Below are 23858 nucleotides of genomic sequence, written 5' to 3'. Positions count from 1 at the left end.
CTAGAGTTCCCAGTGGAGCATCACGCCGCGTGGCTCGTTTCCAACAGGCCGCCGGTGCGTGCAATTCCGCAGCCCGGTCATCGTCTTCGATGGTGTCCGACTGTACAGAAACTACTTCGACGTAGAAGGACACTAAACCGTGGACCTGTTTGAATACCAGGCGCGCGATATGTTCGAGGCGCACGGTGTACCCGTGCTTGCCGGCATCGTGGCGTACACCCCAGAAGAAGCAAAGGCAGCTGCCGAGAAGATCGGCGGCGTAACTGTCGTTAAGGCCCAGGTTAAGGCCGGTGGCCGCGGTAAGGCCGGCGGCGTCAAGGTTGCCAAGACCGCCGATGAGGCACTCGAGCACTCCACCAACATCCTGGGCATGGACATCAAGGGCCACACCGTTAATAAGGTGATGATTGCCCAGGGTGCGGACATCGCCGAGGAATACTACTTCTCCGTCCTGCTGGACCGGGCCAACCGCAACTACCTGGCCATGTGCTCGGTTGAAGGCGGCATGGAAATCGAACAGCTCGCCGTCGAACGCCCTGAGGCGCTGGCGAAGATCGCCATCGATCCCGCCGTGGGCATCGACCAGGCCAAGGCTGACGAGATTGTCGCAGCAGCCGGCTTCGCCGAGGAACTGCGCGGCAAAGTCGCCGCCGTGATCCTGAAGCTCTGGGATGTCTTCAAGAAGGAAGACGCCACCCTGGTGGAGGTCAACCCGCTGGTCAAGACCGGTGCCGGTGAGATCGTGGCCCTGGACGGCAAGGTCTCCCTGGACGAGAACGCCGACTTCCGCCACGCCAAGCACGCCCTCCTTGAGGACAAGGACGCTGCTGACCCGCTGGAGGCCAAGGCCAAGGCGCAGGACCTGAACTACGTCAAGCTGGACGGTGAAGTAGGGATCATCGGCAACGGTGCCGGCCTGGTCATGTCCACCCTCGACGTCGTTGCCTACGCAGGCGAAAACCATGGCAACGTCAAGCCCGCAAACTTCCTGGACATCGGCGGTGGAGCTTCCGCCGAGGTCATGGCCGCAGGCCTGGACGTCATCCTGGGCGACGAGCAGGTCAAGTCGGTATTCGTCAACGTCTTCGGTGGCATCACCGCGTGTGACGCCGTCGCCAAGGGCATCGTTGGTGCGCTGGCCGAGCTGGGCCACTCCGCGAACAAGCCGCTGGTAGTCCGCCTCGACGGCAACAACGTTGAGGAAGGCCGCCGCATCCTGGCCGAGGCCAACCACCCGCTGGTTACCCTGGCCGCAACCATGGACGAGGGCGCCGACAAGGCCGCCGAGCTCGCCAACGCAGCTAAGTAAAGGGACGCACCATGTCTATCTATCTGAACAAGGACTCCAAGGTCATCGTCCAGGGCATCACCGGCGGCGAAGGCACCAAGCACACCGCCCTGATGCTCAAGGCCGGCACCAACATCGTTGGCGGCGTCAACGCCCGCAAGGCCGGCACCACGGTCCTGCACGGCGACAAGGAAATTACTGTCTTCGGCACCGTCAAGGAAGCCATGGCGGAAACCGGCGCGGACGTCTCCATCGTCTTCGTGCCGCCGGCATTCACCAAGAGCGCCGTTGTTGAAGCCATCGAGGCCGGCATCGGCCTGGTCGTTGTCATCACCGAAGGTGTGCCGGTCCAGGACTCGGCCGAGTTCTGGGCACTGGCCCAGTCCAAGGTGGACGCCGACGGCAACCAGGTCACCCGCATCATCGGACCGAACTGCCCCGGCATCATCACCCCCGGTGAGGCGCTGGTTGGCATTACCCCGGCCAACATCACCGGCAAGGGCCCCATCGGCCTGGTCTCCAAGTCGGGCACCCTGACCTACCAGATGATGTACGAACTGCGCGACCTGGGCTTCTCCACCGCCATCGGCATCGGCGGCGACCCCATCATCGGCACCACCCACATCGACGCCCTCGCCGCGTTCGAGGCCGACCCCGAGACCAAGGCGATCGTCATGATCGGCGAAATCGGCGGTGACGCTGAAGAGCGCGCTGCCGACTTCATCAAGGCCAACGTCACCAAGCCGGTTGTCGGCTACGTGGCAGGCTTCACCGCTCCCGAAGGCAAGACCATGGGCCACGCCGGCGCCATCGTCTCCGGTTCCGCCGGAACCGCCCAGGCCAAGAAGGAAGCTCTGGAGGCCGCAGGCGTGAAGGTCGGCAAGACGCCGTCCGAGACCGCCAAGCTGCTGCGCGAAGTCTACGCAGCGCTCTAGTTCCAGTAAGAACCAACGCGGGGTCACTCCCGGCCCGATCCATCCCCTGGATTGGGCGCAGAGTGACCCCGCGTTGCTGTTTAACGTACGACGACGGGAGGTCACCTTTCCAAGCGAAAGGTGACCTCCCGTCGTCGTACTTTTTGCCTGTCAGACCTTGGCGCCGCTGAGGAGTTCGTCCAGCCGCTCATAGCCCTCGCTCATGCCGCCTTCCATTCCGGACTGCGCCATGCCGTCGCGGGCCTCCTGCGTGGGATAGACCGAATGTCCGCGGAGGCGGCACCGGCCATTGCCCAGGTCCTCGAACGTCATGAACTCCAGGCTGACGACGTCCGGATACCCGCCGAACTCGAAAGTCTGGATGGCGAAATCGTTCTCGCGGACCGTGTGGAAGATGCCTTTGAACTCATAGGGCACTCCTTCCGGCCCGGTGTGCAGGTAGCTGTAACTGCCGCCGGTCCGGAAGTCGTAGTGGTCGATGTCCATCTTGTAACCACGCGGACCCAACCACTGGACGAGAAGGTCCGGCTCCTTGTGGGCCCGGAACAGATCAGCGACAGGAAAATCGAACTCACGCTCGTAGTCGATGAAGGGGACTCCCTCAGGAACGCTGAGCTTCAAAGAATTGCTCACGATGACTCCTTTGTATCTGGGCCGCTGCCGGGTGCAGCGTTCGAGATCAGCACGGCATCGAGGCTGCGGAACTGCCCCTCGCGGACCAACCTGTACTGGTCGATCCATGCGGTGAGTGCCTCAAGCCGCGCGGGATTCAGGTGCACGGGCCGCCGCTGTGCTTCCCTGGTGCGGGTGACCAGTTCCGCCTGCTCGAGTACCTGGATGTGCTTCGAGACAGCCTGTTTGGAGATCTCGAAGGGTTCCGCCAATTCATTCACGGTGGCCGGTCCCCGGCTGAGCCGGGCGATGATGCTCCGCCGCACGGGATCGGCCAGGGCCATAAACGCCGAGTCCAAGGCTGCGCTTTCGGAGCCCATCAGAACCTTTCGTATTCAACCACATATTTTATCAACCAACTGGTTGTCTAAGAATATTCCGTCTGCTTCTGTTGCACAAGATGCCCGAAAGTCTTGCCGCCGTTCCAATAACTTTGTTAGTATGTCAGTACAAACTTAAAGGAGAGACAATGCCACTCGTTCGTATCGATGTAAACCAGGGCCGCAACCGGGGGGACCTTCAGAAACTGAGCCGCGGGATCCATGACGCGATCCTTGCCGAGTATGGCATTCCGGAGCGCGACTACTTCCACATCCTCACCGAGCACCCGGAGGGGCAGATTTTTGCGCAGGATGCCGGTCTTGGCTTTGAGCGGACCAAGGGGGTTGTGATGATCCAGATCTTCACCCAGGGCGGCCGGTCCCAGGATGCAAAGCAGCGCCTCTTCGCTGCCGTGGCCGGGAAGCTCGCTGAGGCGGGCATTGCCGGGGAGGATGTTTTCATCGGCTACGTGGAGAACACGGCCGGCGACTGGTCATTCGGCTTTGGCCGCGCCCAGTACGTCACCGGCGAGCTGGCCGTGCCCCGGAAGTAGGGCGTCGTTCAGGCGATGAAAGGCCGCAATGCGCGGCAAAACAGGCCTTATGGCAAGTTGTAAACATGTCAGTACAAACCTTTGACAGGACATTAATTCTAGGGCAAAGTAGTGGATGTGACCCCGCTCATGGAGGGGCCAGCCAGTCACTGGAGCTCTAGCTGTTGAGGACAGAGTCCACATTAGAAAGGTCCGCGATACCGTGACCCACGAACTGCTCACGATCGGGCGCATCAGCGTTGATATCTACCCGAACGACATCGGGGTGGACCTGGAGGACGTGACGTCCTTCGGCAAGTACCTCGGCGGGTCACCGTCGAACGTTGCCGTAGCAGCCGCCCGGCATGGCCGCCGGACAGGCGTGATTACCCGCACCGGTGACGACGCTTTCGGCACGTACCTCCACCGGGAACTGAAGAAGTTCAGCGTTGACGACACGTATGTCACCCCGGTCAAGGAATGGCCAACGGCGGTGACGTTTTGTGCGATCAAGCCGGCCACGGACGAGTTCCCGCTCTACTTCTATGGGCGCTTTCCTACCGCCCCGGACCTGCAGATCAGGGCCGACGAACTTGACCTGGAGGCCATCCGCGAGGCGGGCATCTTCTGGTCCACTGTTACCGGGCTGTGCCAGGAACCCAGCCGAACAGCCCACATCAAGGCACACGAGGCACGTCCCCGGACCGGGCTGAAGGAAGGCCAGTTCACCATCCTGGATCTCGACTACCGGCCCACGTTCTGGGCATCTGAAGGGGAAGCGCGGGCCGAGGTGGCCAAGATCCTGCCGCACGTCACCGTCGCCATCGGCAACGACAAGGAATGCGCCGTGGCGGTAGGGGAGGGAACCCCCGATGAGCAGGCGGACCGCCTGCTGGCCGCCGGAGTCGAGATCGCCGTCGTCAAGCTTGGGCCCGAAGGCGTCATGGCGAAAACCCGCACGGAACGCGTAGTCTCCGCCCCCGTGCCGGTGCAAACCGTCAACGGCCTGGGAGCCGGCGATTCCTTCGGCGGTGCCTTCTGCCACGGACTGCTGTCCGGCTGGCCGCTGGCCCAGGTTCTGGACTACGCCAATGCCGCCGGCGCGATCGTCGCCTCCCGCCTTTCCTGCGCGGATGCCATGCCGACGCCGGATGAGGTCACCTCGCTGCTCGCGGAACGCGGCCGCCTGTTGCCTGGCCAGTTTGCCACCGAAGGAGCAGCACTGTGACCCTTACACCACTGGCCTCGAACAATGCGCTGGACGACGACCCGCGCCGCTATGCCCACCTGAGCACCATCCGGCTCGAGGACCCGGACGCCGTTGCCCGGGCAGCGAAGGCACGGCGCCGCCACCCTGGGCTGAAGTACGGCAGGCAGAACTTCATCGTCGCCGCCGACCACCCTGCCCGCGGCGCCCTGGCCGTGGGCAGTGACCCTGTGGCGATGGCAGACCGCCGCCAATTGCTGGACCGGCTCCAGATTGCCCTGGCAAATCCGGACGTGGATGGCGTGCTTGCGTCGCCGGACATCATGGATGACCTGCTCCTGCTGGGTGCGCTGGAAGGAAAACTGGTTTTCGGCTCAATGAACCGCGGCGGACTCGCCGGCCTGGTCAATGAAATCGATGACCGCTTCACCGGCCACACGGCAGCCGCCCTGGAAGCGCTGGGTGCCGACGGCGGAAAGATGCTGACCCGCATCTGCCTGGGGGACCCGGACACGGTGGCAACCTTGGAGGCTACTGCCAAGGCCATCGACTCCCTTGCCGAGCGCAAGCTCATTGCCATGGTGGAGCCCTTCCTTTCGGTCCGGGACAACGGCCGCGTACGGAATGACCTGTCCACGGACGCCGTCATCAAGTCCATCGCCATCGCCGAGGGCCTGGGATCCACCAGCGCCTACACCTGGATGAAGCTTCCCGTCGTGGCGGACATGGAGCGGGTCATGGCGGCCACCACCATGCCCACCGTCCTGCTGGGCGGGGATCCGGACAGCAGCCAGGACGAGGTTTTCGCCAGCTGGCAGGCAGCCCTTGCGTTGCCGGGAGTGCAGGGCCTCACTGTTGGCCGGACGCTCCTGTACCCGGCCGACGGCGATGTTGCCGGTGCCGTGGCCACGGCCGCCTCACTGCTGAACCACACCACCCCAAACCGAACCGAAGAAGTATCGGAGTAGCCTCCCCATGGGAACAACATCAGGAACTGCCACCCGCAGAATGACGGTCGCCCAGGCCGTGGTGGAATACCTTTCAAAGCAGTACACGGTGGACTCCATTGGCGGGGTTGAGTACCGTGAGCGGCTGATTCCGGGAACATTCGGCATCTTCGGGCACGGGAACGTGGCCGGCGTGGGCCAGGCCCTGAAGCAGTACCAGCAACTGGACCCGGCCATCATGCCGTACTACCAGGGCCGGAACGAGCAGGCCCAGGCGCACCAGGCCGTGGGGTATGCCAGGCATACCCGCCGCCGCCAGACCTTCGCCATCAGCACCTCGATCGGCCCGGGGTCCTCCAACCTGCTGACCGGCGCCGCTCTGGCCACGACGAACCGGCTGCCGGTGCTGCTGCTGCCCAGCGACACCTTTGCCACCCGCGCCGCGGACCCGGTGCTGCAGCAGCTCGAACAGCCCTACGCCTACGACATCACCGTTAATGACGCCTTCCGGCCACTGTCCAGGTTCTTCGACCGTGTTTCCCGCCCGGAGCAGCTGTTCTCCGCGTTCCACCACGGCCTCCGTGTCCTGACGGATCCGGCGGAGACCGGCGCCGTGACCATCTCCCTGCCCCAGGACGTCCAGGCCGAGGCGTTTGATGTGCCCGAGGAGTTCCTGGCCGAGCGGGAGTGGCGGATCCGCCGCCCGGACGCGGACGACGACGACATCGCCCGCGCTGCCGCGGCCATCCGCTCTGCGAAGCGGCCGCTGATCATCGCCGGCGGCGGCGTCCTCTACGCCTACGCCAACGAGGAACTCGCGAAGTTCGTGGAGCTGACCGGAATCCCGGCGGGCAACACCCAGGCGGGCGTCGGCGTCCTGCCGTGGGACCACAAGTACTCCCTTGGCGCCATTGGCTCCACGGGCACGACGGCGGCCAACGCCATCGCCGCCGAAGCGGACCTGATCATTGGCGTCGGCACGCGCTACGAGGACTTCACCACCGCCTCCCGGACCGCGTTCCAGAACCCGGACGTGAAGTTCATCAACATCAACGTCGCTGCGATCGATGCCTACAAGCACGGCACCGCGCTGCCGATCGTGGCGGACGCCCGCAAGGCCCTGGTCAAACTGAACCAGGCACTGGGCGGCTACCGCGTCGGAGCGGACCTCGAGCAGAAGATCGCGGCGGAGAAGAAGCGCTGGGACGCCACCGTGGACGAAGCCTTCGACACCCGCTCCACGCCGTTGCCTGCCCAGAACGAGATCATCGGTGCCACGTCCCGCGCCATGGACCCGGCCGACGTCGTTATTTGCGCGGCGGGTTCGCTCCCCGGAGACCTGCACAAGATGTGGCGGGTCCGTGACCCGTTCGGCTACCACGTGGAATACGCATACTCCTGCATGGGCTACGAGATTCCGGGCGGCCTCGGAGTCAAGCGCGCGGCGCTGGCTGAAGCCGCCAACGGCGGAACCCAGCGCGACGTCGTCGTCATGGTGGGGGACGGCTCCTACCTGATGATGCACACCGAACTGGTCACCGCCGTCGCCGAACGGATCAAGCTGATCGTGGTCCTGATCCAGAACCACGGCTACGCCTCCATCGGATCCCTCTCCGAAACCCTGGGCTCGCAGCGGTTCGGCACCCAGTACCGCGCGCTGAACGAGGAACAGCACAGCTTCGACGAAGGCGACACCCTGCCCGTGGACCTGGCACTGAACGCGGAATCCCTGGGCGTGAAGGTCATCCGGGTGGAACCGGGCGAGAAGGTCATCGCCGAACTCGAGCAGGCCATCCGCGACGCCAAGGCAGCGCCCGAACGCGGCGGCCCCATCCTGATCCACGTCGAATCAGACCCGCTGCTGGACGCGCCGTCCTCCGAATCCTGGTGGGACGTTCCCGTCTCCCAGGTTTCCGAGCTCGACTCCACCCAGCAGGCCTACCAGGCCTACACCAGCCACAAAGCCCGCCAGCGCAAGCTGCTCGGCTGATTCCCTCGTCGACACCCGAACGCTTTCAACTCAAGGAAGAGCCCCATGACTGTTACAACCGAGACCTCCACCATCAACCACTTCATCAACGGCGCCGAAAGCGCCGGCGAGGGTGACCGCACCACGAACGTCTACAACCCGGCCACCGGCGCCGTGTCCGCACAGCTGCGGCTGGCCAACCGGGCAGACCTGGACGCCACCGTCGCCGCTGCCCGCAAAGCCGCCGACACCTGGGGCGACATCTCCCTGGCCAAGCGCACCGCCGTGCTGTTCAAATTCCGCGAACTCGTCGCCTCCCACGTCGAGGAACTCGCCCAGCTGGTCACCGCCGAACACGGCAAGGTCCTCTCAGATGCCAAGGGTGAAATCGGCCGCGGCCTGGAAGTCATCGAGTACGCCTGCGGCATCCCCACCCTGCTCAAGGGCGACTACTCGGACCAGGTCTCCACGGGGATCGACGTCTTCAACTTCCGCGAGCCCCTCGGTGTGGTCGCCGGCATCACCCCGTTCAACTTCCCGGTGATGGTCCCGCTCTGGATGGCACCGATGGCCATCGCCACCGGCAACGCCTTCATCCTCAAGCCCTCCGAACGCGACCCCTCCGCCTCCATGCTCCTGGCCAAACTCTGGAAGCAGGCCGGCCTGCCCGACGGCGTGTTCCAGGTCCTGCACGGCGACAAGGAAACCGTGGACGGTCTCCTGACCCACCCGGACGTGGACGGCATCTCCTTCGTCGGCTCCACCCCGATCGCCCAGTACGTGCACGAGACCGCCACCAAGCACGGCAAGCGCGTCCAGGCCCTGGGCGGGGCGAAGAACCACGCCATCGTGATGCCCGACGCCGACCTGGACAACGCCGCCGACCACCTCGCGGCCGCCGCCTTCGGCTCCGCCGGGGAACGCTGCATGGCCATCTCCGTCGCCGTCGCCGTCGGGGACGCCGCGGACCTGATCGTCAAGAAAGTCGAAGAACGCGCCCTGGCCGTCAAGGTCAACAACGGCACCGCCCCCGACGCCGAAATGGGCCCGGTCATCACCCCGGCCTCCAAGGAACGCATCGTACGGATCGTCACCGAAGCCGAAGCAGCCGGCGCCGCCATGGTGGTCGACGGCCGCGACCTCATGGTCCCCGGCCACGAAGACGGCTTCTGGGTGGGCCCCACCGTGATCGACCACGTCAAGACCGAAATGACCGCCTACACCGAGGAAATCTTCGGCCCCGTGCTTGTGGTGGTCCGCGTCGACACCCTCGAGGACGGCATCAGGCTGATCAACGCCAACCCGTACGGCAACGGAACTGCGATCTTCACCTCCTCCGGCGCCCACGCCCGGAAATTCCAGCGCTCCGTCACGGTCGGCATGATCGGGATCAACGTGCCCCTGCCCGTCCCGGTGGCCTACCACTCCTTCGGCGGCTGGAAGGCATCGCTCTTCGGCGACAAGCACATCTACGGCCCCGAAGGCGTCTCCTTCTACACCCGCGGCAAAGTCATCACCTCCCGCTGGCCCGAACCCACCCACGCCTCCGGCGCCTCCTACAACTTCCCCTCCAACTAGTCAGAGAAAGACAACGCTGTCATGACTGAGAACAAGCTGATCATCGGCACGGCGCCGGACTCCTGGGGAGTCTGGTTCGCGGATGACCCCAAGCAGACGCCCTGGGAACGGTTCCTCGATGAGGTTGCCGAGTCCGGTTACAAGTGGATTGAACTGGGCCCCTACGGCTACCTGCCCACCGATCCCACGCGGCTGGCGGAAGAACTGAAGCAGCGCGACCTCCAGGTTACGGCAGGCACGGTGTTCACCGCCTTCCACCGCGGACTGGACCAGTGGGAATCCGCCTGGGAACCGGCGCGCAAAGTCGCCGAACTGACGGCCGCTATGGGCGGCGAGCACATCGTGGTCATCCCGGCCATGTGGCGTGATGACGTTACCGGCGAGGCGGTGGAGAGCGGCACCCTGACCGACAAGGCGTGGAACGACCTTTTCGCCGGCCACAACCGACTGGGGAAGACCCTGCTGGAGGATTTCGGGCTCAAGCAGCAGTTCCATTCCCACGCTGACTCCCACGTCGGGGAGCAGGAAGACATCGAAACCCTCCTGGCCGCCACGGACCCGAAGTACCTGAACCTGTGCCTGGACACGGGCCACGCCGAATACTGCGGTGCCTCCAGCCTCGAGCTGATCAAGAACTACCCGGACAGGATCGGCTACCTGCATTTGAAGCAGATCAACCCGGAGATCCTCAAAAGGGTCAACGAGGAAAACATGACCTGGGCCGCCGCCAACCTGGCCGGCGTCATGACCGAGCCGCCGAACGGGCTTCCCGACCTGCGCGCCGTCATCGAAGCGGTGGAGGCCCTCAACCGGCCCATCTTCGGCATCGTGGAGCAGGACATGTACCCGGTAGCCTTCGATGTGCCCATGCCCATTGCCAAGCGCACCCGCAACTACCTGCTGTCCTGTGGTTCCCGAACCACTGTCAACTGACAACCACACTGCAGCATCCGCTAAGACCCCTGGAGGAACGAAAACAATGACTGAAGCACTCCGCGTCGCCGTCATCGGCGCCGGGCGCATGGGCGCCGACCACATCCAGCGCCTTAACACCCGAATCCACGGAGCCGAGGTTGCCGCCGTCGTGGACGTTGACCTGGCCCGCGCACAGGCGGCAGTTGAAGGCATTCCGGGCACCGTGGCCCTTGCCGACGCCGAGGAAGCCCTCAACAACGGCGACGTCAACGCAGTACTCATCGCCACGCCGGGCTTCCTGCACGAGGACATCCTGCTGAAGGCCATCGCCAAGGACATCCCGATCCTGTGCGAGAAGCCGCTGACCCCCGATGCCGAGTCCTCCTGGAAGATCGTGGAGGCTGAGGTTGCGCTGGGGCACAAGCGCATCCAGGTGGGCTTCATGCGCCGCTTCGACGCCGAATACGCTGCCCTGGGCCAGATCATCGGCAACCACGAGCTGGGCGAACTGCTGATGCTGCACCACCAGCACCGCAACCCCACCACGCCGCCGGGCTTCACCAACGAGATGCTGATCAACGATTCCGTGGTCCACGAGTTCGATGCCATCCGGTTCTTCACCGGAGAGGAAATCACCAGCGTCCAGGTCCGCATGGGGAAGGCCACCAAGAACGCCCCGGCCGGCCAGCACGATCCCCAGCACGTCCTGTTGGAGACGGAATCAGGCGTCCTGGCCGACGTCGAAATCTATGTCAACGCCAAGTTCGGCTACGAAGTGGCCACCCAGGCCTCCTTCGAAGAGGGCATCGTCAACATCGGCGGCGACAAGGGCCCTTACACCCGCAGCGCCGGCCGCTGGGGCGGCAACGTCACCCCCGGGTTCGAAGAGCGCTTCGGCGCGGCGTACGACGTCGAAATCCAGTCCTGGGTGGACGCTGCACTCAAGGGCGAAATCGGCGGTCCCACCGCGTGGGACGGCTACGCCACCGCGGCCTGCTGCGAGGCCGGCGTCGAAGCCCAGAAGAGCGGCGAGAAGGTGGCCGTGAAGCTCGCCGCCAAGCCGGACCTTTACCGCTGACCCGCGGAGTTTTGTCCAGATATGCCGACTTCCGGGCCTTCCAACCCTGCGTATCCGGACAAAAACTCCTCCTGACTGATCCACAATGGAGTGTTCCTCGTGAAAATCGCGCTTGACCCCACCCCGTTCCACCACAGCCACGGTCTGCTGGAGTTTCCCCGCGTGGCTGCAGATCTGGGTTACAAGTACCTGCAGCTGACGCCGCATGCAGACATGATCCCCTTCTACAACCATCCAAAGGCGGATGACGAACTCGTCACCAAAATGAACAAGGCGTGCAAGGATGCCGGCGTGGAAATCGCTTCCGTCCTTCCCGTGTTGCGCTGGTCCGGCCCGGACGAGGATGCCCGCGAAGCAGCTGTCCGCTACTGGAAGCGCGCCATCCAGATCACGGTGGATCTTGGCGTCGGCACAATGAACACCGAGTTCAGCGGCCGCCCCGAGAAGGCTGAAGAGTCCGAGCGGGCGTTCTACCGCTCCATGGAGGAACTGCTGCCGATCATTGAACGCGAAGGACTCGATGTCCTGATTGATCCGCACCCGGACGACTTCGTTGAAGACGGCCTGGCCGCCATCCGGGTCATCCGTGGCGTCAACTCTCCCAACATCGGCATGGTCTACGTCGCCTCGCACAGCTTCCACATGGGCAACAAGGCGCTGGAAATCATGCGGACAGCAGGGGACAAGCTCCGCCTGGTCCATGTGTCCGACTCGATGGACCACCATGCCTCCCACGGCCTGCGCTACATCACGAATCCGCCGGGCAATGCCGTGCGCGTGCACCAGCACCTGAAGATCGGCGACGGCGACGTGAACTGGGACGAGTTCTTCGGCGGCCTCAAGGAAATCGGCTTCCTGGACAAGGACAACACAGTGATGGTCTCCAGCGTGTTTGCCGAGGATGAGAAGGCCGAGGACGTCTCCCGGTACCAACTGGAGACCATGCAGAACTACATCGCCACAACCAAGTAGGGGAGGCGCCGATGGAACTCAGCAAAGCAACCCTGGCAGCGGCCGATGCGGCGGGAACGCCGGACGCCGGTAAGGCCCCCGCACCGTCCCGGCCCTCCGATCCGAAGAAGTTCATGCGGAAGGTGGCCCTGTTCTCCACGTTCGGCGGCCTGCTGTTTGGCTACGATACCGGGGTCATCAACGGGGCACTGCCGTTCATGCAGCGGGACCTTGGCCTGACACCGCTGACAGAGGGGCTGGTCACCTCAACGCTGCTATTCGGTGCCGCATTTGGCGCCATCAGCGCCGGCCGCCTGTCCGACCGGTTCGGCAGGCGCAAAACCATCATGGGGCTGGCACTGATCTTCGTTGCCGCCACCATCTTCTGCACCCTTTCGCCAAGCACTGAGCTGCTGATAGCAGCCAGGACCCTGCTGGGCCTGGCCGTGGGCGGCGCCTCAGTCATCGTCCCCGTGTACCTCGCGGAAATGTCGCCGGCGGCACAGCGTGGCCGCATCGTCACGCAGAACGAATTGATGATCGTCACCGGTCAGTTCCTGGCGTTCACGTTCAACGCGGTGCTGGGCAACGCCTTCCCGGAAGAAGCGAACATCTGGCGCTGGATGCTCGTGATCGCCACGTTGCCGGCTGTGGTGCTGTGGTTCGGGATGCTGGTCCTGCCGGAAAGCCCGCGCTGGCTGGCGTCTGCCGGCCGGTTCGGTGCCGTCCTGGAAGTGCTGCGCTCCACCCGGGCTGCCGGGGACGTCTCCACGGAGTTCGACGAGGTGCGGCAGGCGGCCCGCGAGGACTACCAGTCCAAACTCGGAACGGTGAAGGACCTTACCGTTCCTTGGATCCGCAGGATCTTCGTCGTGGGCCTTGGCATGGCAGTCATCAACCAGATCAGCGGTGTCAACGCCATCATGTACTACGGGACGTCCATCCTGTCCTCGTCAGGATTTGGCGACCGGGGAGCCCTGATCGCCAACGTGCTCAATGGCATCACGTCCGTCGTTGCAGTGGTCGTCGGGATGTACCTGATGTCGCGTGTTCCCCGTAAACCAATGCTTATTGTGGGCCTTTGCGGCACGTCCTCATCCCTGCTGGCCATCGCGGTCATCTCCCTGGCCCTGCCGGAAAGCACCCTGCGCGGCTACCTGGTTCTGTTGTTCATGGTGACGTTCCTGGCGTCCATGCAGGGCTGCATCGGCACCGTGACCTGGCTGACGATGTCCGAGATTTTCCCGATGCACGTCCGTGGTGTCGCTATGGGTATCTGTGTGTTTGTCCTGTGGATGGTCAACTTCCTCATTGGCTTCTTCTTCCCGCAGATGGTCTCGTGGATCGGCGTGTCGGCGACCTTCCTCATCTTCGTGGCCTTGCAGCTCGGCGCTATCGTCTGGGTCAAGCGCGTGGTCCCGGAAACGAAGGACAAGTCCCTGGAGGAGCTTGAGCACCTGTTCAAAGAGCGTTCCAGTATCCACGCCTAAGAACAGTGAACAACGGAGGCGGCGCGCAGGCGCCCCACGGGAAACGCCCGACGCCGGCCGGCGTCGGGCGTTTCTCCGTCCAGGTTGACGGGGGTGCGAGAGCTCAACGACAGCGTTCCGCAGAGCGCTCTCGCCTCGGGTCACGGCGCCCGTTGTGGCAGACCGAAAGACAGCGGGCGGGGGGGCGCTGGGGCGCCGCCCCTCCTGCTGTCTTGGGTGTCCCGCGTTATCAGGCGGTCAGGTTCAACGAAGCCGAGAGGGCTGCATCGGCGTCCTTCAACACTTTGGCGGCAACTTCCAGTCCTTCGATCCTGCCCAACGACACGTCCTCATGCTCGATATTGACCAGCATTTCCGGATCCACCTCGTGCAGAGCGCGGAGGAACTCAGTCCAAAAAGCGGTGTCGTGCCCGCGGCCAAGGGCCACGAAGTCCCAGGCGGAGTTCTTGGGCCACTCGTTGGCCCACTCGTCGCCGCCGAGGTTGGTGCGGTTCTCGTTCGGCGAAAGCCGGCGGAAACTGTTGTCCAGCACGCCGTACAGCGCGGCGTTTTCCCTGTTCACGCGGACATCCTTTGCCGCGGCCTGGAACACAAGTGGGCCAAGCTCGCGGACCACGGCCACCGGATCCATTTGCTGCCAGAACAGATGGGAGGCATCAAGCTCCACGCCAACGTGCGTTGCGCCCGTGAGCTCGATGAGTTTGCGGACGTCGGCGGTGTTGAAGACGATGTTCTGGGGGTGCAGTTCAAGGGCCACCTTGACGTCGTGATCAGCAGCAAGGCGGTCCGTTTCCTTCCAGAACTTCGCTGCCACGCCCCACTGGTAGTCCAGCACGTCCAGCGCAGCCGAATTCCAGGCGTTGACCACCCAGTTGACGGTGCTGGCCCCCGGTTCGCCCCCGGGCAGGCCGGACATGGTAACAACCCGGTTCTGCCCCAGGCGGTGTGCCAGTCGGATGGAACGCCGGATGTCTTCGGCATGCTTCTCACCGATGTCGCGCTTAGGGTGCAGGGGGTTGCCGTTGCAGTTCAGGCCCGCAATTGAAACACCCGTGCCTTCGAAGATTGCCAGGTAGTCGTCCCGCGCGGCGTCGCTTTCCAGGATCTGGTCCATGGTGGGGACATGAACCGCGGGCAGGAAACCGCCCGTATTAATTTCGATGCCCGTCAGGCCGAGATCGGCGATGACTTTGAGTGCCTCGGGAAGGGGCCTGTCGTGCAGGATGGCGTTGTAGACACCAAGTTTCATAGCGTGATCTTCTTTCCATCGTTCAGGGCGGACTCGGTGACAGCGCCGAGCAGCTCCATGTTGCGGACACCCTCGTCGAAGGTGGCGCACCGGGGGAGGGACTCTGCCTCGCTGAGGCCTGCCACTTCTTCGAGGAAAGCACGCGCCTGGTAGCCGAACGCGTCATTCTGGCCGAAGCCAACCTCGGGGGCGTCCATGGCGAGGCCTCCGGCGATGTAGGGGTGCCCGGGGCCGAGAATGACCTGCCGGTAGCCGTTGTCGTTGCTGGAGCCCTCATTGAGGAACAGCTGGATTTCGGCCGGCCGGCGCTGGTCGAACTTGGCGGCGCCGTTTTCGCAGAACACTTCGAACTGCAAGCTGTTGGCGTGGCCGGCGGCAACGCGCGAGACTTCGAAGCTTCCCGCGCCGGTGGCGAATTCCGCATTGAATGCTGCGTAGTCGTCGTTCTCCACAGCCTCGAAGGTGTCGCTGACAGCGGCGTGGTCGTGGCCCATCACGGCGGCGAGCGGCAACGGGCGTTTGTTGATAACCGTGCTGAGCTGCCCCCCAGAGACGGACTGGATGTCGCCGCAGAGGAATTCGGAGACGTAGGCCAGGTGGGATCCGACGTCGGCAAGCGCGCCTGAACCCGGACCCCCTTTGTAACGCCAGCTCATGGGAGCGGAGGGGCTGAATCCGTAGTCGGTCCAGTAACGGCCGCTGAAGTGCAGGACGTTGCCGAGCACCCCGGTCCGGATGAGGTCCCGAATGTAGGCGATGCCCGGCGTGCGGCGGAAGGTGAAGCCGATCCGCGCGATGCTGGACGAGTTGCGTGCGGCATCGGCCATCGCGCGGGCGTCTTCCGTGGAATCGCTCAGGGGCTTTTCGCACAGCACGTGCTTTCCCGCGGCGAGCAGGCCCTCCACAACTTCACGGTGGAGGGAGTTGGCGATCACCACGCTGACCACATCGATGTCATCGGCCTCGGCAATTGCCTGCCACGAGGTGTCGTTACGCTCATAACCGAAGCGGCGGGCGGCCAAAGAACCGAATTCGGCGTTGACGTCGCCGATGGAAACCAGTCGTACTGGGGGTAGCACCGGGCTGTACAGGGCGGACGCCGTCCGGTAGGCGGCGGCGTGCGCCTTTCCGGCCATGCCTGCGCCGATAACGGCTACGCCAAGGCTTTCAGCCATTGATTTCTCCTTTGAAAATCAGCCGCGGCGGGAACGCCCTACGGCATTTTGTAGCGCTACAATTTTTACGCTGACCTTGAGCGTATACATGTCTATATGTCCTGTCAATCAATCCTCAGGATATTCTCGACGCAGCGACGAAAGGCATTTTTTGATGACGCATGACCGCTCGAAAACCCGACGACCCACCATCTATGACGTGGCGAAGCAGGCGGGTGTTTCGCCGTCGCTGGTTTCTTTGGTCCTGCAGAACCCTGTGCGCGTGAGTGAGAAGCGGCGCGAAGCTGTGCAGGCAGCAATCTCTGAGCTTGGCTATCGGCCCAGCCGGGCCGCCACGGCGCTCGCCAGCACCCGGACGAAGAGTGTAGGCCTCGTGATCGACGACTACCGGAACCTGTGGTTCGTCGATCTGCTGCGCGGCATGGAATCCGTGCTGACGAAGGATGGCTACCATGTGCTGCTGGCCGATTCCAGGCCGGGTGAAAACCGCATCAGTGAGGCTGTCGACGGACTGCTTGCCATGCATATTGACGGGCTGGTCATCGCGGCGGAACCCAGTGAGTCCATGCTGTCCGGCGCCGGTGTTCCTACCGTGGTAGCCGGTTGGCGGAGCGGCGTGCCTGCCGGGGCGGACCTGATAACCAATGACGACGACGCCGGCGGTGCCATGGCTGCCGACCATCTGTTGGGCCTCGGCCATACCAGGATTGGACACCTGTCGGGATCCGGAGGTGCCGCCGCCCACCGAAGGGACGGCTTCACTGGCCGACTGCGGGGGGAGGGCATCGACGTACTCGTGGTTGGGGAGTCCGGAGGGACGTCGGAGGAGGACGGCTATGCGTCGGCAGGCTGGCTGCTGGACCACCACCCGGAGACTACGGCTATTTTCGCCGCCAACGACACCATGGCCCTTGGCGCCCTCGGGGCCATCAGGGAACGGGGGCTGGCTGTCCCATCGCAAATTTCCGTGGTCGGGTATGACAACTCCACGTTGGCCAAGTCCAGGTACTTGGAGCTGACTTCCGTCGACAACCGAAGCGACGTTGTCGGCGCTGATGCAGCGGCGGCCTTGCTGGAGCGGATGGGGAATGGTGCCACGGCGGGTTCCCGGAAACTTATCGAGCCGGTGTTGGTGATTCGCGGCACCACTGCTCCGCCGGCGGCAAATCCGGGCCAGTAACACAGGGCTTCGTTAAAACATCCTAATGTCAGGACAAACTCTTGACATTGGTGAGCCAAGTCACCATGATCTACATAGACAGAGCTCATGGGGCTGCAGAGTGGCAGCCCGGGGCCTGGGATCAAAGGAGATTATGGTGGCTACTATTTCTTGGCGTAAGGCGGCTCTGGTTGCGGCGGTAGTGCCGATGTTGGCGTTGAGCGCCTGTTCCAGCGGCGGCGGCCGTACCCCTGAGACAGGGACCGGCGGAGGTGGCGGCCAGGTTGCCACCACCGAGCGGATGAAGATAGCGCTGATTGCGCACGCCCCCGCTGGTGACACTTTCTGGGATACCGTCCGTAAGGGCGCAGAAGAAGCTGCAGCAAAGGACAATGTCGAACTGCTCTACACGTCAGATCCTGAGGCCGGCCGGCAGGCGCAGCTGATCGAGCAGGCGGTGGACCAGAAGGTGGACGGAATCGCGGTAACGCTGGCCACTCCCGACGCGCTGAAGAGTGCCCTCAAGAAGGCCTCTGATGCGGGAATCCCGATCGTCAGCTTTAACGCTGGCGAAGCGGCTTCTGCCCAGCTCGGGGCGTTCACCCACTTCGGCTCGAATGAGAAGCTCGCGGGCGAAGCAGTGGGTTCCAAACTCGCCGAGGGCGGCTACAAGCACCCGGTTTGCGTTATCCAGGCGCAGGGGCACGTAGGGCTCGAGGCCCGGTGCGCCGGTGTGAAGGCCAAAGTGCCGGGGACCGAAATCCTGTATGTCAACGGTGCAGACATGACGTCTGTTGAGTCGACAGCGACCGCAAAGCTCCAGGCTTCCGCTGATGCTGACGTCATCATCGGCCTCGGCGCACCCATCACGCTGACGCTCATGAAGTCAGTGTCTACGGCCGGAAGCTCGGCCAAGGTTGCCAGCTTCGACCTGAACAAGGAACTCGCACAGAAGGTTGCTGATGGCAGCGTACTGTTCACCGTGGACCAGCAGCCTTGGCTGCAGGGCTACGGCGCAGTGGATGCGCTGTGGCAGAACAAGCGGGGCGGCTTCAAGCTCGGTGGCGGACAGTCCGTCCTCACCGGTCCGGCAATCGTCGACCAGTCCAATGCAGCCGAAGTCCTGAAGTTCGCCGAACAGGGAATCCGCTAACAGCCCGCTTGGCGGGCCGGCCGGTGCCGGCCCGCCAGCAAGGAGAAACATCATGACCATCACCCAGACCAAGATCGCATCACCGGCGACCGATGAGCGCGTCGCCAAGCGCAATCCCCTGCAAAAGCTCCTCGGCCGGCCTGAGGTCGGTGCCCTGGTGGGCGCAATCGTCCTTTTTGTCTTCTTCGCGTTGGTGTCCCCGACGTTCACGCAGCCCAATGCGCTGGCGACCATTCTCTACGGCAGTTCCACAATCGGCATCATGGCCGTAGGGGTGTCGCTGCTGATGATCGGCGGTGAGTTCGACCTTTCCACAGGTGTTGCCGTGATTTCATCGGCGCTGACCGCGTCAATGTTCAGCTGGTACTTCAGCACGAATGTCTGGGTTGGGGTCCTCCTGGCTTTGCTGGTGTCCCTCGGTATCGGCTTCATCAACGGCTGGATCCTGATGAAGACCAAGCTGCCAAGCTTTATCGTCACCCTCGCAACCTTCCTGATGCTGACCGGCCTGAACCTGGGCCTCACTCGTTTGATCGGTGGCTCCGTCTCATCGCCGTCAATCTCCAACATGGATGGCTTCGATACGGCCCGCGGTGTCTTCGCCTCCGCGGTGAACATCGCCGGCATCGAAGTAAAAATTACGGTCTTCATCTGGATCGCTCTCGTCGCCGTAGCCACCTGGGTGCTGATGCGGACCCGCGTCGGTAACTGGATCTTTGCCGTGGGCGGGGACGAGAACGCGGCCCGCGCCGTCGGCGTGCCGGTCAAGGCCACCAAGATCGGCCTGTTTATGGGCGTGGGATTCTGTGGCTGGGTCCTCGGGATGCACAACCTCTTCGCCTTCGATACCGTGCAGTCCGGTGAAGGGGTGGGCAACGAGTTCCTCTACATCATCGCCGCGGTGATCGGCGGGTGCCTCCTGACCGGCGGCTACGGTTCTGCGATCGGCGGCGCGATTGGAGCCTTCATCTTCGGCATGGCCAACAAGGGCATCGTCTATGCGCAGTGGAACCCTGACTGGTTCAAGTTCTTCCTAGGCCTGATGCTGCTTCTCGCCACGATCGTCAACCTCATCGTCAAGCGCCGCGCGGAACTGAAGTAAGGGGCCGGAAAATGAACGCACATAAAATCGACCAGCAAACGCTGCTCAAGAACGAACGGGACCCCCTCACTCACACCCCCGTCCACCTGCTCTCCCTTGAGGGCGTGGGCAAGCATTACGGCAATATCATCGCCCTGAGCGACGTCACCATGGCCGTGGACAACGGCCGGGTCACCTGCGTCCTTGGCGACAATGGTGCAGGCAAGTCAACCTTGATCAAGATCATCGCGGGACTGCACCAGCATGACGCAGGGGTGTTGAACATCATGGGCGAGGAGCGGAAGTTCTCTTCTCCCCGTGATGCCTTGGATGCAGGCATTGCCACCGTGTACCAGGACCTCGCGGTGGTGCCCCTGATGCCGATTTGGCGTAACTTCTTCCTCGGCTCGGAACTGACCAGCGGTTTCGGCCCGTTCAAGAGCATGGACGTCGAGAAGATGAAGGACATTACCAAGAAGGAACTCGCGGACATGGGCATCGACCTCCGCGACGTGGAACAGCCCATCGGCCAGCTCTCCGGCGGTGAGCGCCAGTGCGTGGCCATTGCACGGGCCGTGTACTTCGGCGCCAAGGTCCTGATCCTGGACGAGCCGACGGCGGCGCTCGGCGTGAAGCAATCGGGCGTCGTCTTGCGCTACATCCTCCAGGCAAGGGACCGGGGACTCGGCGTCATCTTCATCACCCACAACCCGCACCATGCCTTCCCGGTAGGGGACCGGTTCCTTCTGCTCAAGCGTGGCAAGTCCATCGGCTACTACGACAAAAAAGACATCACCCTGGACGAGCTCACCGCCCAGATGGCCGGCGGCGCTGAACTTGCCGAACTTGCGCACGAACTCGAACAGCTCGGCGGCCACAGCGATGTGGTCAAGGAAGTGCAGGCAGAAGTCGCCGACGTCACCCACGGCGCAGAGACGCCGAAGGAAAGCGGCCCCCGGCACGCCTAGTACTGACCGGAACGGGGCCCCCGGAATGCCGGACGGGCCCCGCTCCACATCGCCCACAGACAACGAACAGCAGACAGGAAGAGAACATGCCGATCCGTGTGGGCGTCATCGGCGCCGGCGTCATGGGCGCAGACCACATCAGGAACCTGACCACCGCCGTCAACGGTGCAGAAGTCACCTTCGTGGCAGACCTCGACGCCGGACGGGCAGCGGCAGCTGCACCGCCGTCGGCCCGGACCACCACCGACCCTTCCGAGCTGATCAACTCCAGCGAGGTGGACGCCGTCGTCATCGCTTCCCATGACTCGACCCATGCGGGACTGGTGCTGGAATGCTTCGAAGCTATGACGCCCGTGCTCTGCGAGAAGCCCCTGGCCCCCACCATCTTGGAAAGCCTCGACGTGGTGGAGGCTGAGGCGGACATCCTTGCGGCAACAGGGGCCAGGCTGCTGTCGATGGGCTTCATGAGGCGGTTTGATCCCGGCTACACAGCACTCCGCGAAGCCACGCGGGTCCGCAGCAACGGCGAACCGCTGCTGGTGCACTGCACCAGCCGCACCGCAACTGCGGGACCCGGTGCCGGCTCGGAATCAGCCATCACCAATTCGGCCATCCACGAGTTCGACATCATTCCCTGGCTGCTGGGGACACCCATCACCGAAGTTTCATGGCAGGCGGGGCGCAGCTCCCGGCACAGCACCGGAGACCTTCAGGACCCGGCCTTGATGCTCCTCCGGACAGCCGACGGCACCCTTGCCACCCTCGAACTGTTCCTGAACGCACAGTATGGCTACACCACCCGCTGCGAGGTGGTGTCCGAGAGCGGTACAGCTGCCCTCCCGGAACCCGCCGCGCTGCTGGTCCACCACGAGGGCCAGCAGCGGTCCGTCATCCCCGCTGACTGGCGCCCGCGCTTCGCCGACGCGTACCGCCTGCAGCTCCAGGCCTGGATCTCTGCCCTGGAACGCGGAGACACCCCGCCGCTCGCCACGGGGGAGGACGGCCTGCGGGCATCGCAGGTGGGCCAGGCAATGATCCGTTCACTGCACAGTGACGGATCCTTTACGAAAGTGATCTATTGATGGCTGCCGCCGTCCTGCCGGCATCACGCGTCCCCGATTCGAAGGACGCACCGTCGCTGCGGTGGGGCATCATGGGGCCGGGGTGGATTGCCGAGCGGTTCACGGAGTCGGTGCAGGCGCATTCGCGCCAGGTGATTGCCGCCGTCGGTTCCCGCTCGTTGTCCCGCTCCAAGGAATTTGCCGAAAAGTTTGGCGTGCCCGCCGCGTACGGAAGCTACGAGGAACTGGCATCTGCTCCTGATGTCGACATCGTTTATGTCACCACGCCGCACAATTTCCACCACAGCGCTGCCCTGCTCGCCCTCGAAGCAGGCAAACATGTCCTGGTCGAAAAACCCATCGGACTCAACGCGGAGCAGGCGCGGGACATCGCCGCGCGTGCCAGGTCCGCTGGCGTTTTCGCCACCGAAGCGATGTGGACGTTCTTCCTGCCGAAATTCGACATCATCCGGCAGATTCTCGAGGCCGGAACGCTGGGGACCGTAACCACCGTCGTGGCGGAGTACGGCGAGCACTTCAACCGCACCCACCGGATCTTCGATCCGGCACTTGCCGGAGGTCCGCTGCTGGACCTCGGAACCTACCCCTTGGCGCTCATCACCGAACTCCTGGGCGCCCCGGAGCGGATGCATGTCCTGGGACAGCCGCACGAATCCGGGGTCCACGCCCAACTCTCGGCCATCATGGGATTCGCGGGCGGGAGCCAGGCTGTCATGAACACGCAGCTGCACAATTTCACACCAACGGCTGCCACGATTGTCGGCTCCCAGGCGACCCTGACCATCGATGGGCCCTTCACTATGCCCGGCGGTTTTGACGTGCGTTTCCCCGACGGGACACAGCTGCGCCACAACGAACCCGCGGGCGGGCACTTCGAGGGTTTGCACTACGAAGCGGCCGCAGTTGCCCGTTGCATCGCTGCCGGTCGGACGGAAAGCCTCGAGCGCCCGCTGGACGCCTCCGTCCGCACCATGGAAGCAGCAGACGAAATCCGCCGCCACCTCGGCATCACTTTCCCTGGTGACGACAGAACAAAGGAAGAACTGTGAAGGACATAACTCTTGGATTGGTGGGCGTGGGCCGTATCGGCGCCATGCACGCGGACAACATCTCCATGCTCAACGGCGCATTCAAGGCTGAGGACATCAACGTCCGGCTCCGGCTGACGGACGTCGCCGAAGAACACGCCAGGGCCGTGGCTGCCAGGGTGGGCGCCGAGTTCCTGCCGTCCGTGGAAGCACTGCTCGCGTCGGGCCTGGACGGGCTGGTGATCGCCACCGGCACGGGCACCCATCCCGGCCTGATCAAGGCCGGCGTGGACGCCGGAATCCCGGTCTTCTGTGAAAAGCCGGTAGCCATGAACGTTGCGGAGGCCCTCCCGGTGCTTGACTACATCCGGGAGAGGAACGGCATGGTCCAGATCGGACACCAGCGCCGTTTCGACGCCGGCTACCTTGAAGCCAGGCGGGCTTACCGGTCCGGCGAGCTGGGCTGGATCCACTCCCTGCGCGCAGTCACCTGCGACATGGCACCGCCGCCTGTCGAGTTCCTCGCGACCTCCGGCGGGCTTTTCCGCGACTGCTCGGTCCACGACTTCGACATCTTGCGCTGGCTGACCGGCCGCGAAATCGTCGAGGTCTATGCCAAGGGCTCGAACAACGGCGACCCGGCGATCGCCGACGTCGGTGACGTGGATACCGCGCTGGCGTTAGTCACTTTCGACGACGGGACGGTAGGCACAGTCTCGGCGACGCGGTACAACGGGGCTGGCCATGATGTGCGGCTGGAAATCCAGGGGTCCAGCCGGTCGCTTATGGTGGGGCTGGACGAGAAGACCGCCATGGCATCGGCCGAACCCGGAGTGGGCTTCCCCTCGGGCGGGCCGCACAGGACGTTTGCGGAGCGCTTCGACCAGGCCTATCGATCCGAGATGGCCGCCTTCGTTGAGTTTGTCCTCGGCCGGAGGGGCAACCCTTGTACACCTGAGGACGCTGTGGCCGCCTCCCGCGTGGCCGATGCTGCCCAGGAGTCCCTGGCCACCGGCCTTCCGGTGAAGGTGGCGCTGGCCCCGGCCTAAACGGCGGAGGGGTCGGAGGAGCGCCGGACCA

General features: G+C 64.0%; 22 protein-coding genes. 18 read left to right on the top strand and 4 right to left on the bottom strand.

The features are described 5' to 3' along the window. The first annotated feature begins 139 nt into the window (after positions 1–139). The gene (sucC, locus tag NFU08_RS12920) at positions 140–1309 is read left to right on the top strand and encodes an ADP-forming succinate--CoA ligase subunit beta (protein WP_174176011.1); all 1170 of its coding nucleotides are present in this window, start codon (positions 140–142) and stop codon (positions 1307–1309) included. Positions 1310–1320: 11 nt separating this feature from the next. Then, a complete protein-coding gene (sucD, locus tag NFU08_RS12915; protein WP_157239019.1) occupies positions 1321–2223 on the top strand; it encodes a succinate--CoA ligase subunit alpha in 903 nt (300 codons plus the stop codon). A gap of 150 nt (positions 2224–2373) precedes the next feature. On the opposite strand, the gene NFU08_RS12910 is transcribed toward sucD, so the two are convergent. Continuing rightward, the gene (locus tag NFU08_RS12910) at positions 2374–2856 is read right to left on the bottom strand and encodes an SRPBCC family protein (RefSeq protein ID WP_174176009.1); all 483 of its coding nucleotides are present in this window, start codon (positions 2854–2856) and stop codon (positions 2374–2376) included. Next, positions 2853–3215: a helix-turn-helix transcriptional regulator gene (locus tag NFU08_RS12905; RefSeq protein ID WP_174176007.1), complete on the bottom strand. Its 363-nt coding sequence runs from the start codon at positions 3213–3215 to the stop codon at positions 2853–2855. The genes NFU08_RS12910 and NFU08_RS12905 overlap by 4 nt, the downstream gene beginning before the upstream one ends. 149 nt (positions 3216–3364) lie before the next feature. Here NFU08_RS12905 and NFU08_RS12900 point away from each other — a divergent pair, with 149 nt between their 5' ends. From NFU08_RS12900 to NFU08_RS12860, 9 genes are all read left to right on the top strand, one after another. Continuing rightward, positions 3365–3769, top strand: coding sequence for a tautomerase family protein (locus NFU08_RS12900; RefSeq protein ID WP_174176005.1), 405 nt, complete (start codon positions 3365–3367; stop codon positions 3767–3769). 202 nt (positions 3770–3971) lie between these two features. Continuing rightward, complete coding sequence (iolC, locus tag NFU08_RS12895; protein ID WP_251423851.1) at positions 3972–4976, top strand: 5-dehydro-2-deoxygluconokinase; 1005 nt, start codon at positions 3972–3974, stop codon at positions 4974–4976. Then, complete coding sequence (locus NFU08_RS12890) at positions 4973–5923, top strand: deoxyribose-phosphate aldolase (RefSeq protein WP_251423848.1); 951 nt, start codon at positions 4973–4975, stop codon at positions 5921–5923. Before iolC ends, NFU08_RS12890 begins: the two co-directional genes overlap by 4 nt. Before the next feature lie 40 nt (positions 5924–5963). Further along, positions 5964–7892, top strand: coding sequence for a 3D-(3,5/4)-trihydroxycyclohexane-1,2-dione acylhydrolase (decyclizing) (gene iolD, locus NFU08_RS12885; protein ID WP_251423904.1), 1929 nt, complete (start codon positions 5964–5966; stop codon positions 7890–7892). Positions 7893–7937: 45 nt separating this feature from the next. Then, positions 7938–9449 (top strand): CoA-acylating methylmalonate-semialdehyde dehydrogenase, encoded by a 1512-nt coding sequence (locus NFU08_RS12880; RefSeq protein WP_251423845.1) that lies wholly within the window; start codon positions 7938–7940, stop codon positions 9447–9449. Between the two features lie 21 nt (positions 9450–9470). Continuing rightward, on the top strand, positions 9471–10382 hold the full coding sequence (locus tag NFU08_RS12875; protein ID WP_251423842.1) for a sugar phosphate isomerase/epimerase: 912 nt from the start codon (positions 9471–9473) through the stop codon (positions 10380–10382). 46 nt (positions 10383–10428) lie between these two features. Continuing rightward, the gene (locus NFU08_RS12870; RefSeq protein WP_251423839.1) at positions 10429–11442 is read left to right on the top strand and encodes a Gfo/Idh/MocA family protein; all 1014 of its coding nucleotides are present in this window, start codon (positions 10429–10431) and stop codon (positions 11440–11442) included. A 99-nt stretch (positions 11443–11541) separates the two neighbouring features. Continuing rightward, complete coding sequence (locus NFU08_RS12865) at positions 11542–12414, top strand: sugar phosphate isomerase/epimerase family protein (RefSeq protein WP_251423835.1); 873 nt, start codon at positions 11542–11544, stop codon at positions 12412–12414. Between the two features lie 11 nt (positions 12415–12425). Next, entirely contained in the window at positions 12426–13883 is a 1458-nt protein-coding gene (locus NFU08_RS12860) for a sugar porter family MFS transporter (protein ID WP_174175989.1), read from the top strand. 229 nt (positions 13884–14112) lie between these two features. Here the strand turns inward: NFU08_RS12860 and NFU08_RS12855 are convergent, their stop codons facing one another. Then, entirely contained in the window at positions 14113–15132 is a 1020-nt protein-coding gene (locus NFU08_RS12855; protein ID WP_251423832.1) for a sugar phosphate isomerase/epimerase, read from the bottom strand. Continuing rightward, on the bottom strand, positions 15129–16307 hold the full coding sequence (locus NFU08_RS12850; RefSeq protein WP_251423829.1) for a Gfo/Idh/MocA family protein: 1179 nt from the start codon (positions 16305–16307) through the stop codon (positions 15129–15131). The genes NFU08_RS12855 and NFU08_RS12850 overlap by 4 nt, the downstream gene beginning before the upstream one ends. 154 nt (positions 16308–16461) lie before the next feature. Here NFU08_RS12850 and NFU08_RS12845 point away from each other — a divergent pair, with 154 nt between their 5' ends. The 7 genes from NFU08_RS12845 (at position 16462) to NFU08_RS12815 (ending at position 23827) form a co-directional block, all read left to right on the top strand. Continuing rightward, positions 16462–17487 (top strand): LacI family DNA-binding transcriptional regulator, encoded by a 1026-nt coding sequence (locus tag NFU08_RS12845; protein ID WP_174175983.1) that lies wholly within the window; start codon positions 16462–16464, stop codon positions 17485–17487. A gap of 133 nt (positions 17488–17620) precedes the next feature. Further along, positions 17621–18619: a substrate-binding domain-containing protein gene (locus tag NFU08_RS12840; protein WP_174175981.1), complete on the top strand. Its 999-nt coding sequence runs from the start codon at positions 17621–17623 to the stop codon at positions 18617–18619. Positions 18620–18671: 52 nt separating this feature from the next. Then, a complete protein-coding gene (locus NFU08_RS12835; RefSeq protein WP_174175979.1) occupies positions 18672–19721 on the top strand; it encodes an ABC transporter permease in 1050 nt (349 codons plus the stop codon). Positions 19722–19732: 11 nt separating this feature from the next. Beyond that, positions 19733–20668 (top strand): ATP-binding cassette domain-containing protein, encoded by a 936-nt coding sequence (locus NFU08_RS12830; protein WP_174175977.1) that lies wholly within the window; start codon positions 19733–19735, stop codon positions 20666–20668. A gap of 86 nt (positions 20669–20754) precedes the next feature. Beyond that, positions 20755–21750: a Gfo/Idh/MocA family oxidoreductase gene (locus tag NFU08_RS12825; protein ID WP_174175975.1), complete on the top strand. Its 996-nt coding sequence runs from the start codon at positions 20755–20757 to the stop codon at positions 21748–21750. After that, a complete protein-coding gene (locus tag NFU08_RS12820; protein WP_246255981.1) occupies positions 21750–22799 on the top strand; it encodes a Gfo/Idh/MocA family protein in 1050 nt (349 codons plus the stop codon). The genes NFU08_RS12825 and NFU08_RS12820 overlap by 1 nt, the downstream gene beginning before the upstream one ends. Next, complete coding sequence (locus NFU08_RS12815; protein ID WP_251423826.1) at positions 22796–23827, top strand: Gfo/Idh/MocA family oxidoreductase; 1032 nt, start codon at positions 22796–22798, stop codon at positions 23825–23827. Before NFU08_RS12820 ends, NFU08_RS12815 begins: the two co-directional genes overlap by 4 nt. Positions 23828–23858: the final 31 nt, after the last annotated feature.

Source organism: Pseudarthrobacter sp. NCCP-2145 (assembly GCF_023708005.1).
Taxonomy (GTDB): domain Bacteria; phylum Actinomycetota; class Actinomycetes; order Actinomycetales; family Micrococcaceae; genus Arthrobacter; species Arthrobacter oxydans.
Note: the sequence above shows the minus strand (reverse complement) of the source record. Positions and strands in the feature narration are given on the sequence as shown.

What these genes read in the sequence shown, in the direction of transcription:
- sucD (WP_157239019.1), top strand. Translation starts at nt 1,321, where the DNA reads ATGTCTATCTATCTGAACAAGGACTCCAAGGTCATCGTCCAGGGCATC.
- NFU08_RS12905 (WP_174176007.1), bottom strand. Translation starts at nt 3,215, where the DNA reads ATGGGCTCCGAAAGCGCAGCCTTGGACTCGGCGTTTATGGCCCTGGCC.
- NFU08_RS12900 (WP_174176005.1), top strand. Translation starts at nt 3,365, where the DNA reads ATGCCACTCGTTCGTATCGATGTAAACCAGGGCCGCAACCGGGGGGAC.
- iolD (WP_251423904.1), top strand. Translation starts at nt 5,964, where the DNA reads ATGACGGTCGCCCAGGCCGTGGTGGAATACCTTTCAAAGCAGTACACG.
- NFU08_RS12880 (WP_251423845.1), top strand. Translation starts at nt 7,938, where the DNA reads ATGACTGTTACAACCGAGACCTCCACCATCAACCACTTCATCAACGGC.
- NFU08_RS12875 (WP_251423842.1), top strand. Translation starts at nt 9,471, where the DNA reads ATGACTGAGAACAAGCTGATCATCGGCACGGCGCCGGACTCCTGGGGA.
- NFU08_RS12870 (WP_251423839.1), top strand. Translation starts at nt 10,429, where the DNA reads ATGACTGAAGCACTCCGCGTCGCCGTCATCGGCGCCGGGCGCATGGGC.
- NFU08_RS12860 (WP_174175989.1), top strand. Translation starts at nt 12,426, where the DNA reads ATGGAACTCAGCAAAGCAACCCTGGCAGCGGCCGATGCGGCGGGAACG.
- NFU08_RS12855 (WP_251423832.1), bottom strand. Translation starts at nt 15,132, where the DNA reads ATGAAACTTGGTGTCTACAACGCCATCCTGCACGACAGGCCCCTTCCC.
- NFU08_RS12850 (WP_251423829.1), bottom strand. Translation starts at nt 16,307, where the DNA reads ATGGCTGAAAGCCTTGGCGTAGCCGTTATCGGCGCAGGCATGGCCGGA.
- NFU08_RS12845 (WP_174175983.1), top strand. Translation starts at nt 16,462, where the DNA reads ATGACGCATGACCGCTCGAAAACCCGACGACCCACCATCTATGACGTG.
- NFU08_RS12840 (WP_174175981.1), top strand. Translation starts at nt 17,621, where the DNA reads ATGGTGGCTACTATTTCTTGGCGTAAGGCGGCTCTGGTTGCGGCGGTA.
- NFU08_RS12835 (WP_174175979.1), top strand. Translation starts at nt 18,672, where the DNA reads ATGACCATCACCCAGACCAAGATCGCATCACCGGCGACCGATGAGCGC.
- NFU08_RS12830 (WP_174175977.1), top strand. Translation starts at nt 19,733, where the DNA reads ATGAACGCACATAAAATCGACCAGCAAACGCTGCTCAAGAACGAACGG.
- NFU08_RS12825 (WP_174175975.1), top strand. Translation starts at nt 20,755, where the DNA reads ATGCCGATCCGTGTGGGCGTCATCGGCGCCGGCGTCATGGGCGCAGAC.
- NFU08_RS12820 (WP_246255981.1), top strand. Translation starts at nt 21,750, where the DNA reads ATGGCTGCCGCCGTCCTGCCGGCATCACGCGTCCCCGATTCGAAGGAC.